Below are 15,544 nucleotides of genomic sequence, written 5' to 3'. Positions count from 1 at the left end.
CCCTATCTCCCAGCGCTAAATCAGTTTCAAACCCGGCGGCAAGGCTTCGCCGAAGATTTGTTTTTCCTGGCTTTCGTCAAGCGCTGTGTATTCGGCCACCATGTCCTGCCACGACGCCGGGGCTTTGGCCTGTTTCAATTTATCTAGCACTTGCCGGCGCAAGTCGTCGTCGATATCGCGGACGCGGTCGTCGCAACGCCGCGCCAGCAAGGTCGCGGCGAAGCCGATCTGCACCTGCTTTTTCCAATCGGCAGCCAGCAATTGGTTTAACCAAGCGGACGCCTGAGCCTGCGGTATCACATCGTGGTTATTGCCGTGAAACAGTATCCGCGCCCCGATCCGGCCCAAGGCCCACCAGCTTTGTTCGGGTTCGCCGGCTTTGGCCAAACGTTTCAGCAGCCATTCGCCTAATTGCAATTTATCGGCCACCGCCAAACGCTCCAGCGATGCCGCCAACCGCAGTATGTCCTCGTAGCCGCGGGTTGCGAGTTGCTTCGCCAGCCCCGGCTGGCGGGCCGAGGCCGGATTGATGAACTTGCCGATATCGTTAAAAATGCGTTGCTGGGCCTCGGCCGGCAAACCGCCGGCGACTCGCCGCCACAAGGTCCACCATTCGGCCCAATTCTGTTTTTCGTTGACGAACTGCAGGCCTTCCGGATACAGCTTCCACAGTTGTTCGATCCGCCAGTCGTCCAACGGGTAACCGAAACCGGGCCGCAGGCAAAACCCGGCCAGGCTGAACCACAATCGCTCGTGCTGCTCGCTACGCCGGCGGTATTTGCTGCCATCCAACAAGGCATTGAATAATTCGCGCAGCAGCGGGGTTTGCCAATCGCCGCGCGGGGCCGCCAATACTTTTTCCAAGTCCGCGCGCAAGGTTTTGACCGCCTGCGGGTCGACTTGTTTGGATTTGGCGCCGAATACGGCCTGAATCTTTTCCAGGGCTTGCGGCAGTTGCGCGGGCAAATCGGCATTTACCAACGCGGATTTGGCCTTGCGGATCTGAAATTCGACATCCCACCGCTGCTGCTCGCCATCCAGTGAGACGCATTGCAAACGCAAGGTGCCGACTTCGGTATAGGTTGCCGACAACTGCACGGCGACTTCGGCCCGCTGTTGGCCTTCGAACGCCACCGCCAATGGCGGCAGGCTGTGGAAGCGGTCGTCGTCGAGTTCGACCAGGTCGCCGGTGCGGTAATCGCCGTCGCCACTGGCCGACAGCAAATGGAAGCGCACCGGCTGGCCGACGCGTAACGCAAATTGGCGGCCGGCCAGCAACACTTCATGCCCTTCTTCGCTGCCTTTCGGCAAAATGCAGACGCCGCGCCGGCTTTGCCCGGCACTGTCGACCAACAAGAAGTAACTGCGCGCCGCGCCGCCGCCGATCCGCAATTTTTTGTCGCGGCGGGCGATGGCGTAGCTGACTGCACCGTAGGCAACCGCCAATTCCGGGTCCGGATTGTCCAGCACGGTCGGCGCCCGGCCGCCGCGCCAAGCCGACAGCAGCGCCGTTACCCGCTGCACCAGCGCCCGGCTGCGGAACACACCGCCGTTCAACAACACCGCATCAGGCACAATGCCGGTCTCGCCGAGGGCCTGTTGCGCGGCATGGGAATGCGACTGCAAAAAGCCGGCAATGTGCTTGCTGATGGCCGGCTCGGCCGCGTAGGGCAGGCCGAATTCGACCACGCCGCTGCGCTTCTTGTCCGGCAGTTCCTGCAACCCCGACAAAGGCAGGAAACCCTCCAGCGCAATCTGCCTGACCTCTTCCCGGCTCAACGCCGCGGTTTTGCTGCCGCCGATCAATTTGGACCCACCGCCGAGCAAGGTCACCGCCATCTGTTCCGGTGCATCGTCGGCCAACAGCCGCTCTTTGGCGATCCGGCATTGCTCCAACAATTGCGCCAGATCGGCGCTGGACAGTTTGCGTTCGGCGCCGCGCAGCCGACTCTCGGCCAAGTGCGCCAGGGCCAGATCGATATTGTCGCCGCCCAGCATCAAGTGGTCGCCGACGCCGATGCGGGTCAATTTCGGTTCGCCGGCGCCGTATTCGATTTTGATCAGAGTCAAGTCGGTAGTACCGCCGCCGACGTCGCAGACCAGCATCAAGCGGCTGCCGGCCAGGCTGGGCTCGATACTGCCGGCATGGCGGCGCAACCAGTCGTAACATACGGCCTGCGGTTCCTCCAGCAGACGCACGTCAGCCAGACCGGCCAATTTCGCCGCCTCCAAGGTCAGAGAACGGGCCGATTCGTCGAACGAGGCCGGCACGGTGACGACAAGGGTTTGCCGCGCCAACGGCGCGTCGGGAAAGCGCTGCTCCCAAACCGTCCGCACGTGCTGCAAATAACTCGCACTGGCCGCCAGCGGCGAGACCTTGAATACCGACTCGTCACTCCCCCACGGCAAAATCGGCGCCATATGGTCGACCGCAGTATGCGACAGCCAGCTCTTGGCGCTGGTGACCAAGCGGCCTTGCGATTTGGCGCCCAGCAGTCGCGCGGCTTCGCCCAGCACGGCTCCGTCCTCGGCCAACAGGAAACCGGCTTCCGCACTCAGTTCGCCCGCAGCCGGATGGTAACGCACCGACGGCAGCAGCGGTTTGGACCCGACTTCGCCCGGCGCAGTCATCTGCGGTATTTCGAACAGGCGTATGGTCTTGTGCGGATCGCCGACAGCGGCATAGGCCACGACGGTATGGGTGGTACCCAGATCGATACCTATTAAATATTGGCTGGCTGAGGTATTCAAAATGCTTAGTTCGGGCTGGTGGATTGCGGCTTATGCAGCCATTGGTTGACTTCTTCCAGGTTCTGCGGCGAGATCACACCCACCGCGTGTAAAAAACGCATCCGATTTTTGACGTAACTGTAACGGCCCTGAGCCAAATCGCGCCTGGCGCGGAATTCGGCTTGCTGCGCGTCGAGCACATCGCTGATGGTTTCCAGGCCGAATTTAAAGCCTTTTTCCTTGGCTTCGCGCGATTTTTTGGCCGACTCCAGAGCTTTGCCCGACGCAGCAATCCGCCGCACGCTGGTGTTGGAGGTTAAAAACGCATCGCTGATTTCCTTGACCAGAGCCCGGATTTTGCTTTCGTTTTCGTTTTTTGCCAACTCCAACCGGTGCTGGGCTTCGTTGGTTTTTTCCGCAATCACCCCGCCGCTGAAAATCGGCACGCTGACGTTGATGCCGGCGGTCTGCACCTCGGTTTGTGGCGTGCGCGAACTTTGAAAGCCGGTATCGCTGTTGAAGTAATTAAATTGCAAATCGACTACCGGCAGATGCCGGGAGCGTTGCATCGCCACATCGTCGCTGGCCGCTTCGATCGCACTGAGTTGGGCGCGTAGCAGCGGATTCTCGCTTTTCGCGACGGCGATCCAGTCATCCAGATTACCCTGCAGCGGCTGGTAGTCAATATCCTCGCGTAACCGCGCCAAGTCTTGCGGCAGATTGCCGGTCATCTCCCGCAAATTTTCCCGAGCCTTAACCAGTACGGTTTCCGCTTCGATCTGGCTGGCCTGCAATTGGTCGAGTCTGGCCTCGACTTCATAGAGATCGGTAATTTTGACCAGTTGCTTGGCAAATTGATGTTTGATTTGTTCGTGCTGCACGGCCAAGGCTTCGGTTTCGCCGCGCAGCAAATTCAGTTGGTCCTCGGCTTGCAACAGATCAAAGTAACGCTCGACCACATCGTCGATCAGCGTGTTTTCGGCTTCGACTTGTTCTTCGATGAAGACGTTCTCGGTTTCCTTGGCCCGGCGCCAGTTCCAGAATTTGGCGAGGTCGACCAGCGACTGGTTGACCGAGATGTAGTAGCGCTTGCCGGGATAAGTCGTGTTGACCTCGCGGCCACTGCCGCTGACGGTCTGGTCGTTGTGCGACCAGTTGCCGGTCGCCGTGACTTGCGGCAAGAACTCGCCGAAGGATTGTTCTTTCTGCGCGGTACCGATATTCAGTTTCAAACCGGCGGCTTTCAATTTCGGATCGCCGGCTAGCGCCTGCTGGTAAACGCTGATTAGGTCGTCGGCAAGCGCCTGACCGACACTCGACACCGCCAATGCTAAGGCAAAACTCCAAGCCGGTTTCATCAGTCTTCGTTGAAGGCGCGGGCCACCGCGTTGGTAATCGGTTGCAGCAGGTATTCCAGCACGGTGCGCTCGCCGGTCGTGATCAGCACCTCGGCCGGCATGCCCGGCAACAATTCCACTTCGCCCAGTTTTGCGTAGCTGTCCGGAGTCAATTCGATTTGGGCTTGGTAATAAGCCATCCCCGATTTTTCGTCGCTGAGCCGGTCGGCGGAGAGATTGGTGACGATACCGTCGAGTTTGGGCACTACCGATTGTTTGAAAGAACTGAACCGGACTTCGGCTTTGAGGCCTTCGTGCACCCGGTCGATGTCCATCGTCGACACCTGGGCATTGACGATCAGGTCTTCGTTCTGCGGTACCAAATCCAGAATCGGCCGACCGGGACCGACCACGGTGCCGACGTTATGTAAGGTCAAACCCAGCACGCGGCCGGCGGCCGGCGCGCGGATTTCGGTTCGGGCCAGTCTTTCCCGGGCCGCGGTCAAGCGTTGCGTCACGTCGAAAAGTTGGGCTTGGGACTCGCCGAGCTTGGCGGCGATTCCTTCCTGGAATTGTTTCTCCAGTTGCAAAATCTGCAACTGGGTTTCGCCGATCTGCATTTCGTTGCCGGCGATTTCGGCGGTCAGCGCCGCAATCTCGCCGGACGCTAATGTCAAATTACGCTCGATATCGCGCACCCGTTGTTTGCCGGTGAAACCTTCCGCCAGCAATTCGCGCAAGTCCTTGAGTTCGTCTTTATACGACTCGGCCAAAGCTTGTTTGGCCGCGCGTTGCCCGCGCAAGCCCTCGACCCGGCTGGCCAATTGGGTACTGCGTTGCTTAAGCACCGAGATTTCCCCTTCGTGGGAAAGTTTTCGCGCCAGAAAAATCCGGCTCTCGGCTTGTTTGGCCTCCAGCGTGCGGGCGTCGGCGTCGTCCTGCAGGGTATCCGGAAATTCGACGGCCGGCTTGCGGTCGCGCTCCGCGCTGAGCCTGGCGACCTGGGCCGACAACGTAATCTGCTGGCTGCGCAAAATATCCTGCTCCGCGCGGATCGAGGTATCGTCGAGCCGGATCATCACATCGCCTGCCTTGACGAAATCGCCCTCTTTGACCAGCAACTCGCTGACCATGCCGCCGTCCAGATGTTGCACGGTTTTGCGATGGGATTTGACCGCCACATAACCCGGCGCCATTGCCGAGCTGTCCAACGGCGCGAAATAACTCCAGACGCCGAAGATACCGAGGGTGGCAAATATCACAGCGTTACCGATATTGCGGATCGGCCGGTCGTCGATGACTAAAGAAATGGTTTCCAGCTCCGGGGATTGACTCATCGTTTAGGCTCCGGCTTGGACATGTTCGGCCCTTGCTTGCTGCGCGGTTTGCAATGCAACCTTTTGCAAGTGGGCTACAACCTGGTCTTTCGGCCCGTAAACCGACAATTGGCCGTCGCTGAGCAACAGCAACTTGTCGACGTTATTCAGGACGTTGTTGCGGTGGGTGATTACGATCACCGTGACCTTATTGGCTTTCAGCCGCTGGATGGTCCGGCCCAAGGCGATTTCGCCCTGTTCGTCCAGATTGGAGTTAGGTTCGTCCAATACCACCACGACCGGATTGCCGTACAAAGCCCGCGCCAAACCGATGCGCTGGCGCTGGCCGCCCGACAAGTTGCCGCCGTTGGCACCGATCACGGTGTTGTAGCCGTCCGGCAAATGCAGCACCAGTTCGTGGACGTCGGCCATCTTTGCCGCGGCAATCACTTTCTCCGGCTCGACTTCGCCGAAGCGGGCAATGTTTTGGCTGATGCTACCTTCGAACAATTCGATGTCCTGCGGCAAGTAACCGATGTGCGGCCCCAGTTCGTCCCGGTTCCAATTGAAGATTTCGGCACCGTCCAGGCGGATCGTGCCGCTGGAAGTCGGCCAGATACCGAGCAAGGCGCGAGCAAAGGTCGATTTGCCGGCGCCGCTGGGGCCGATCACGCCGACCACGTCGCCTTTGGCGATGGCCATACTGATGCCTTTGATGACCGGCGTTTTCGCCCCCGGCGGCGTGACTTGCGCCATATCGAGTTGAAAGGCGCCGACCGGATCGGGCAAGGTCATTTTTTTCGATTCGGCCGGCATCTGTATCAGCAACTCGTTCAGCCGGTTGTATTGGCCGCGGGCGTTGATAAAGCCTTTCCAGGTGCCGATCACGATATCGATCGGCGCCAGGGCTCGACCCAGCAGGATGGAACCGGCGATCATCAGGCCGGAGGAAATCTCGTTTTCGATGACCAGATAGGCGCCAAGCGCCAATATCAAAGATTGCGACGACAAGCGTACCAACTTGGAAACGGCGTTGACCAGACCGGCGCGGGAACTGGCGATAGCCTGCAGCCGCAGCACTTTATGCACGCTGTTCAACCAACGTCCCTGGATGTTGGGCAGCATGCCCATCGCATCCAGCACTTCCGCATTTCGCAAATTTTTACTGACCAGGTTACGTGCGTTCAGCGCGGTGCTGTTGGCTTCGCTCAGCATCCGGCTGGTGGTCTTTTCTTGGACGTAGGCGACGATCACCAACAGGATCGCAGTCGCCACTCCGGCCCAACCGTACCAGGGATGAAACATGAACATCACCGCCAAGTAGATCGGTAGCCAGGGCGCATCAAAGAAGGCGAACAAGCCGCTACCGGTCATGAATTGGCGTAGTGCGGTCAAATCGTCGAGCGGTTGGATGCTGGCGCGCTGGCCGTTGGAATAAAGGGCCATTTTGTAGGCCACTTTCAATAACCGTTCGCTGAGCAGAACCTCGATGCGGGTGCTGACCCTAACCAAAATTTGCGACCGCACCCACTCCAACACCCCCATGGTCACGAACAACACCATCAAAATCAGCGTCAACAGCGACAGGGTCGTCAGATTGCCGGTCGGCACCACCCGGTCGTAAACCTGCAACATGTAAATGGTCGGCACCAGTTGCAATACGTTGATCACAAAACTAAAACCGGCAGCAGATATAAACGCGCCCTTACACAGCCGTAACGCTTCGATCAAATCGGATTGGGGGGAATTCATACCTTGGTTAGCGGTTTAAGGTTCGCGAAAACGGCTCGATTTTTACACACTCGTCAGCGCCGCACCAAATCCGGCGCAATTTGCCGCCCGGCAAATTTAGATGCGCCACTCAGTTTTGTGTCTACACTTCGTGACAATTGGCCAAACTGTGACAGTGGTCAAAGAGGGCTGATAATTAAACAGCCTAGATGCTGCTATAACTTTTCGCCAGTAAAAAACCGCTAAAGTTTTTTTGCCTGCTACCGAAAAGCTAAACACATATTCCGGCGTTGCCTTGACGCTTGATTGACGCCGCCGAATTTCAGAATCCATCATACAGGACCGCAACTATGGCTATCACTACCGATACAGACATTACCACTTTGACGCCAGCCCAGATTGCGGCTCTGACCACCACTGAAATTGCGGCTCTGACCACAGGCGCTACCGGACAGATCGCGGCTTTATTGACGACCCAGATTCCGTCTTTAAGCGCGGCTCAAATAGCCGCATTGACGACCGACCAGATACCTTCTTTCACGACAGAGGCGATCAACAAACTTTCCGCTTCGCAGATCAGCAAATTCTCGTCCGCACAGATCAGCGTGATGGAAAATGCCGATCTAAGCGCAATCTCATCAGCCGCGATCTCCGGCATGACTACCGCCGTCCTGAGCGGACTGACGACGACACAGATTCAATTGCTGACCACCGGCACCAATGGTCAAATCGCCGGTTTGAGCGTGGGTAGCGCCGGACAAATCGCTGCATTGACCACGGCCCAAGTCAAAGCACTCTCCTTCGGCCAAGTGGCATCGCTGACGTCTAACCAGGCCAAGGTTCTCAGCGGCGCCCAAATCGCAGCGCTCGACGACGCCGATTTCGGCGCGTTAACCGATTCCGCACTCAGCCAGATAACGACCACGGCCATTTCTTCGATCACCACCAGCCAAATTCAAAACCTGACTTCGAGTCAGTCCGACGGCTTGACGGCTGCTCAAGTCGGCAGATTGAGTTCCGCTCAAGCGGTACAAATTTCGACCGACGCTCTGGCGAATATTACAACCACCGCGATTAAAGGCCTGACTGCTTCAGCAGTTGCCAGCCTGACCGACGCCCAACTGGCCGCGCTGACAACCGGTAGCGCCGGACAAATCGCCGCGTTGACAACCGCGCAAATCGCCGCCCTGAAATCAACCCAATTCGACGCTTTGACTTCGGCTCAAGCCGCCGCGCTGACTTCTGCACAAGCAGCTGCGATCACATCGGCCCAAATCGGCACCTTGTCGACCTCCGCCTTCGCCGCATTGGATTCCGATGCCATCAGAGGCTTGTCCACCGCTGCAGTCGCCGCACTATCCACCGCAAGCGACGGCCAGATCGTGGCCTTGTCGACACAACAGGCGGCAGCATTCACCTCGGCGCAAGTTGCGGCATTGTCTTCCGGCCAGTTTGCGGCGATGGAATCGACCGACCTGGTTGCGATCTCCAGCAGTGCAATCAGAGGCATGACCACCTCAGCGCTGACCTCGTTGAGCACCACCCAAATCCAAAAACTGACCACAGGTACCGCCGGACAAGTTGCCGGCTTAACCACTACCCAAATTGCGGCCCTGACCAGCGACCAAATTGTGGCATTCGGCTCGTCGCAAGCCGGATCGTTAACCAGTACCCAGGCTGCCGCGTTGACATCCACTCAAGTTGCGAACATGGAGACCGCGGATTTCGCGGCATTGACCACCGGCTCCACCGGCGCATTATCAAAGTTAACCACCACTGCCATCGCCGCATTGACGACTGGCGCCAGTGGCCATATTAAGGCGCTGACCACAGGCCAAGCGGCCTCGTTAACGGCGGCCCAAGTCGGCAGATTCAGTTCCGACCAATTGAGCGACATGGAAACGGCGGATTTCGCGGCTCTGAGCTCCAGCGCGATCGCCGGCATTTCCACAACCAATATCTCGTCTTTGACTACCAGCCAAATCGCCGCTCTATCTACCACGCAAGCACCGGCGTTGACTGCTACCCAAATCGCCAGACTATCCACCGGCCAAGTTCAAGCCATTGAAACCGCAGACTTTGCGGAGCTGTCCAATGCCGCCGTAGCCGGCTTTACCACAGCGCAAATCGCAGCCTTGACGACCGGCGCGACCGGCCAGATTGCCGCTCTGACCACCGAACAGGCCGCGTCGCTGACATCCGCCGCAATGGGTGCATTCAGCGCTGCGCAAATCACCAGTTTCGAAACGGCCGATTTGGCGAAAGTCAAAGTTGCCAGCATCAGAGGCATGACGACCGATGCCGTGGCCGCGTTGACTACGTCGCAAATTCAGGCCTTAACTACCGGCGCAACCGGTCAAATCGCCGCGCTGACCACTGCTCAAATCCAGGCGTTGACCCCGACGCAAATCGAAGCCTTGACGACCGCGCAAGCCGGTTCTTTGACGTCCAGCCAAGTCGCAATCTTGAGCACCGCCCAATTCGCGTCGATGGAAGCCAGCGATTTTGCCGCGATTACATCGCAGGGGATTAGAGGCCTTTCGACCGACATTGTGTCGAATTTGACCACCACTCAATTCGCCAGCTTGACTACCGGCACCAACGGCCAGATTGCTGCACTGACTACCGCACAAATCGCCGTTTTAACTACCGGCACCAACGGCCAAATCGCAGCGTTGACCACCGACCAAGCCGCATCGCTGACATCGACTCAAGTCGCGAAATTCACCTCCGACCAATTCGCGTCGATGGAATCCGCGGATTTCGCAAAACTGTCTCCGGCCGGCGTCAAAGGCTTATCCACTGCGACGATCGCCGGCTTGACTACCGCCCAAATCGCCAGCATGTCGACTGGCGCCACCGGCTTGTTGGCCGGTTTGTCGACCGCTCAGATTGCGGCCTTGACTTCGACACAATTGGACGCTTTGAGCTCCGGCCAGGAAGCTTCGCTGACGTCGGCTCAGGTAGCGGCACTTAGCACCAGCCAATTCAGTGTGTTGATCAGCGAAACCACCGATTCCGCGGATTTCGTCAACTTCTCGTCCAGCGGTATCAGAGGCTTGTCGACCGGAGTCATTTCCAATCTGACCACCGATCAAATCCAATTGCTGACCACCGGCAGCGCCGGCCAAGTCGCCGGCTTGACCAGTTTGCAGGTTGCCGCGCTGACCACCGACCAAATTGTCGCACTGACCACCAACCAGGCCGCGTCGTTCAGTTCCAGCCAACTGACCGGCTTGACTACGACTCAAGTCGCCAACCTGGAATCCGCCGATTTCCAAAAATTGAGCAGCGATGCAATTAAAGGCTTGAGTTCTAACGTAATCGCCTCCTTGACTACGACCCAGATCGCTAACCTGACCACAGATCAAGTTGCGGGCCTGACCACCACTCAAATTGCTGCACTAACAACGGATCAATTGCCGAAATTCACTACGGCGCAATCGGCCGCGTTGACCTCGACTCAACTGGCGAGAATGAGTTCTGTGCAAATTGCCAGCATGGAAACCGCTGACTTCACTGCGATCTCCACGACGGCTATCAAAGGCTTGGCAACCGCGGTCCTCGCTGCGTTGGCGACAGACCAAGTCGCAATTCTGACCACCGGAGCAACCGGCCAGGTTGCCGCCTTGACGTCATCACAAATTGCGGCGCTCACAACCTCGCAAATCGCGAAATTTACGACCGCCCAAGTTAATTCTCTAACCTCGGATCAAGTCACCAAATTCAGCGTCACTCAGTTGGCGAAAATCGAAACTACCGATATTTCTGCGCTGAAAACCGAAGCGATTGCCGCACTGACCAGCACCCAACTGCAAGGCCTGACCACACAGCAAGTTGCCGCATTGACCACTAGCCAAGCGGCAGCATTGACTGCAGACCAGGCTTCGAAATTAACCGCGACCCAAGTCGCCAACTTGCCGACTCCATCGTTCGCCGCACTGACCACTGGGGCCACCGGCGCTCTAGCCAAGCTGACCACCGATGCAGTAGCAGTCCTGAACGCGAACCAGATTCAGGCCTTGACGACCAGCCAAGCCGCATCGTTGACCTATACCCAGTTCAATAAATTTACCTCCAGCCAAGTCGAAAACATGCAGGCGGTAGACTTTGCGGCCTTGACGACCACCGTCATCGCCAATATGTCGACCACATCGTTGCGGGCGCTATCGACCGATAAAATCACCGAGTTGTCGACGGTGCAAATCGCCGCCTTGACGCCGGACCAGATCGCCGCGTTGACCACCACCCAGGTGCAGGCATTAACCGAAGGCACGGCCGGCCAAATCGCCAGCTTAAGTGCAGACCAGGTTCAACAACTAAGTACCACACAGATCGCGGCATTGAGGATCGCTCAAATCACGGCGCTGGAAACCAACGACTTGGTAGCGATGAGCAAGGTTCAAATCGCGGCACTGACCACAGGTGCCACGGGCCAAATCGCGGCATTGACCACAGCCCAAGTGCAGAGCCTGACGACGAGCCAGGTCGAAGCCCTGACCTCCAGCCAAATTGCTTCGTTGACCGACGCCCAAATTGCTGCGTTGGATTCCGGCGACTTGGCTTATCTCGCGTCAACAGCCATCAGCGGATTGTCAACCGACCAAATCTCGGCGCTGACCAGCAACCAAATCGCCGGTTTGACCACATCGCAAATCAAAGCACTGACCTCTGACCAGTTGCAGGCATTGTCGGTCGGTACCGCCGGCCAAATCGCCGCTCTGACCACCGAGCAGATTCAAAAACTGACAACCACGCAGATTTCGCAACTGTTGCCGGATCAGATCGCCGCGATTGAAACCACTGATCTGCAGAAGCTGACGGTGGACCAAATCAAGGCCCTGACAACCGGCACCGGCGGTCAAATCGCAGCGCTAACCAGCACCCAAGTGCAAAAACTGACCACAACCCAGGCCGGCGCTTTGACCTCGGCGCAAATGGCGTCGTTGCGGGCCGACCAAGTCGCGGCAATGGAAACCGAAGACTTGGCGCAAGTAACGATCGACGCGATCAAAGGCTTGTCGAGCTCGGCGATTCAAGCCTTGACAACGGCAACCAACGGCCAAATCGCTGCACTGACAACCAGACAACTGACCGAACTGACCAGTAGCCAGCTGACTTCGCTGACTGCCGGCGCCGGTGGCCAAATTGCCGCACTGACCTCAACCCAAGTGTTGAATTTGCAAGCTAGCCAAATCGCATCGCTGACGACGGACCAAATCCAGGCGCTGGAAACGGCGGATATCGCGGCGTTGAAAGCGGCTCAAATCCAGGCCTTGACTACCGGAGCAACCGGCCAAGTGGCAGCCTTGAGCTCTACTCAAATCGCCGCATTGACTTCGGACCAAGCGGCAAAATTGAGCGGCGCTCAAGTGGCTTCGTTGACGCCGGGCCAAGTGGCCGGCTTCGAAACCGAAGATTTGAGCGCGGTTACCAACACTGCGATTCAAAGTTTGACGACCGACGCACTGCAGGCTCTGAGCACCGGCACCAACGGCCAAATCGCCTCGCTGACCACAAACCAAGTGGCTGCGTTAACCACGACGCAACTGACCGCCCTGACTGTGGAAGCCAATGGCCAAATTGCCTCGTTGACGACCGATCAGATTGCCAATTTAACGACCACACAAGTCAGCAAGTTAACCACCAAGCAAATCCAGGCCTTGGAAACCGCAGACATCGCGGCGTTGAAAACTCCGCAAATTCAGGCTTTGACGACGGCTCAAGTCGCCGCATTGACTTCGGCACAGGTTACCGCGTTAACCTCCGATCAGGCGGCCAACTTGAGCGGTACTCAGGTTGCAGCACTGACGCCAGGCCAAATCGCCGGACTGGAAACGACCGATCTGCGCGCAATCTCGGCCACGGCTCTGCAAAGTCTGACAACCGATAGTCTGCAAGCGCTAACCACAGCGACGAACGGCCAGATCGCCGCGCTGACCACTGCCCAAGTTGCAGCGCTGACAACGACGCAGATTCAGGCTTTGACCCTGGGTGCTGGCGGTCAGGTCGCTGCGCTGACTACCGAGCAAGCCGCGGCATTGACAGCGACCCAATTGCAAAAACTGACGACTAACCAGATCCAAGCTCTGGAAACGACAGATCTGGCCGCGTTGAAGACTGCACAAATAGAGGCGTTCACGTCAACACAAGTGGCGGCGTTAACGACTTCGCAAGTAGAGAAACTGACCAGCAGTCAAGTACAAGCTCTAAGTTCAACCCAAATAGGTGCGCTGAGCGCCGACCAAATCGCGAAAATGGAGACGACCGATTTACGAGCAGTCACCACCGACGCGATCAAGGGCTTGTCGATTTCGGCATTGCAAGCCTTGACCACGGCAACCAACGGCCAGATAGCAGCGCTGACCACAGACCAGTTGCGAGCCTTGACCTCCAACCAATTGCAGGCATTGACGCTGGGAACCGACGGCCAAATCGCGACCTTGTCTTCTGCCCAGTTCGCGGCACTGTCGGCAACGCAAATAGCGCAACTGACTACGCGGCAAATCGAAGCGATTCAAACCGCCGATCTGCAAAAGCTGTCGCTAACCCAAATCAATGCATTGACGACCGACCAGATGGGGGCACTAACCACAGACCAAGTCGTGGCCCTGGATACCTTGCAAGTTTCGGCGCTGACCTCGACCCAGGTATCGGCACTGTCGAATGCGCAAGTGGCTAAAGTTGAAGTCGGCGACATGGCTTTCGTCAACGTGGCAGGCCTGTTGGCTACCGGCGGCCTCACCGCGCTGACTTCATCGCAAATTCAGGCTCTGAATACAACTCAGCTGGCTGCTCTGTCCACTACTCAAATCGCGGCCTTGTCTGCCGGGGCCGGCGGGCAAATTGCATCGCTGACCACGTCGCAAATCAGCCAGTTGAGCACAACCCAAGTCGGCGCTTTGACCTCGGATCAAATCGCCTCAATCGAAGTCGCCGATTTGCAAAAAATGACGACCGATCAGATCAGAGCGATTTCGACCAGCGTGATCGATAAGTTGACAACCGCGCAAATCGACGCATTGACGACGACTCAAGTGGAAGCGCTGACTACTGCCCAATTGCCCAAACTGACGGCAACCCAGTTGAACGCATTGACGACTTTCGATATTCAGGCTTTGACCTCAGCGCAGTTTGCGGTACTGACCACCAGCCAGCTCGATGCCTTGACCTCGACCCAAATCGGCGCGATTACCGCCAACCAACTGGATTTCCTGACCGGGGCTCAAGTGACTAGGTTGGCAACGCTGGGTTACAGCACGATCGACACGGTCGGAATCGAAACCACCTCGACAGTAACGGGTACCACAGTAGCTGACGTGATCGTTGGCGGCGACGGCGCTCAAACCATCGATGGCGACGCCGGTGCAGATGACCTAACCGGTGGCGCAGGTAACGATACCTTCCTGTTCAACACTGGCGACGTCAGCTTCGGCGAAACCATTAACGGCGGGGCTGATTTCGACGCGTTGAAAGTCGTGACCAGCACCGATTTCGCCGGTGCGGGCAACAGCGGTATCACCAACGTCGAGCAATTGATAATCACCTCCGGCCAAACCGCAACGTTTACCGGTGCACAATTGACCGGCTCAACCTTGCTGGTTAACGCTACGGCGGCCGGAGCGGCTACCTTGCAAGTCAATGTCGTCGGCGGTACCGCGGTGAGTTTGGCGGGCCTAACCTTTACCGCATTCGGTTCCGGCAACGCCTTCGATACCGGTACCGACATTGTCAATATCACCGGCGATTCCGATGCGAACACGATCACCGGTACCAGTTTGGCCGATAACATTACCGGCGGTGCCGGTGCCGACACCATGACGGGCGGCACAGGTGCTGATACCTTCGTGTTCGCGGCAGGTGACAGTGGCAATATCCAAAGCGGCAGCTTCGATACGGTAAACGGTTTCACCCTGGCTGACGGCACAGGCCCGGATACATTAAACCTTGAAGGTACGCCGACGATTATTGCCAACGTAACGGCTGTCGACGTGAAACTGGCAATCAGCGGTGTTACCCCGGCGAAAGTGCTGACGGCTGACAGTACCGACGGTGTCATCACATTGGGAGGTGCCGACGCTGCCGACATCGATACGCTGGCGGAATGGGTTGAAGTAGCCAAGTTGATGACCACGGCAGACGGCGCCACCAGTGCCTTCGCTTTCGGCGGCGATACTTATGTGTTCCAGGAGAACACCGGTGGCGATTTGTTGATCAAATTGACCGGTATCGCCGCGGCCGACGCATTGGCAACCTCCGGCACCGGCGCTAACGACATCCTGATCGGATAAGCCTTAACCACTAAAGCTCGGAAGCCGTCCTCTGCGTGAGCGGGGACGGCTTTTTTATTGCCTAAAATCCGGGAATCTTCTTGCTTGGCAATAGCCGTCTATAATTTCTGCAATCCGGCCGCTGTCGAAATGCCATGTT

General features: G+C 57.7%; 5 protein-coding genes. 1 reads left to right on the top strand and 4 read right to left on the bottom strand.

Annotated elements, in window-relative coordinates:
• Window positions 1-15: 15 nt before the first annotated feature.
• From ACH518_RS08545 to ACH518_RS08530, 4 genes are read right to left on the bottom strand one after another with little or no spacing between them, the layout of a single operon-like run.
• A complete protein-coding gene (locus ACH518_RS08545) occupies window positions 16-2,751 on the bottom strand; it encodes an Hsp70 family protein (protein WP_445372565.1) in 2,736 nt (911 codons plus the stop codon).
• Between the two features lie 5 nt (window positions 2,752-2,756).
• A complete protein-coding gene (locus tag ACH518_RS08540; RefSeq protein ID WP_445372564.1) occupies window positions 2,757-4,088 on the bottom strand; it encodes a TolC family outer membrane protein in 1,332 nt (443 codons plus the stop codon).
• On the bottom strand, window positions 4,088-5,404 hold the full coding sequence (locus tag ACH518_RS08535) for an HlyD family type I secretion periplasmic adaptor subunit (RefSeq protein ID WP_445372563.1): 1,317 nt from the start codon (window positions 5,402-5,404) through the stop codon (window positions 4,088-4,090). Before ACH518_RS08535 ends, ACH518_RS08540 begins: the two co-directional genes overlap by 1 nt.
• 3 nt (window positions 5,405-5,407) lie before the next feature.
• Window positions 5,408-7,135: a type I secretion system permease/ATPase gene (locus ACH518_RS08530; RefSeq protein WP_445372562.1), complete on the bottom strand. Its 1,728-nt coding sequence runs from the start codon at window positions 7,133-7,135 to the stop codon at window positions 5,408-5,410.
• A gap of 329 nt (window positions 7,136-7,464) precedes the next feature.
• On the opposite strand from ACH518_RS08530, the gene ACH518_RS08525 reads away from it, so the two are divergent.
• Window positions 7,465-15,405, top strand: a complete 7,941-nt coding sequence (locus ACH518_RS08525) for a beta strand repeat-containing protein (RefSeq protein WP_445372561.1) — start codon at window positions 7,465-7,467, stop codon at window positions 15,403-15,405.
• Window positions 15,406-15,544: the final 139 nt, after the last annotated feature.

The organism is Methylomonas sp. HW2-6 (assembly GCF_052474525.1).
The sequence above is the reverse complement of the archived record's forward strand: the minus strand, read 5'-3'. Positions and strand labels throughout refer to the sequence as shown.

Excerpts from the sequence above, each read along its gene's own strand:
- ACH518_RS08530 (WP_445372562.1), bottom strand. The coding sequence starts at position 7,135 with ATGAATTCCCCCCAATCCGATTTGATCGAAGCGTTACGGCTGTGTAAG.
- ACH518_RS08540 (WP_445372564.1), bottom strand. The coding sequence starts at position 4,088 with ATGAAACCGGCTTGGAGTTTTGCCTTAGCATTGGCGGTGTCGAGTGTC.
- ACH518_RS08525 (WP_445372561.1), top strand. The coding sequence starts at position 7,465 with ATGGCTATCACTACCGATACAGACATTACCACTTTGACGCCAGCCCAG.
- ACH518_RS08535 (WP_445372563.1), bottom strand. The coding sequence starts at position 5,404 with ATGAGTCAATCCCCGGAGCTGGAAACCATTTCTTTAGTCATCGACGAC.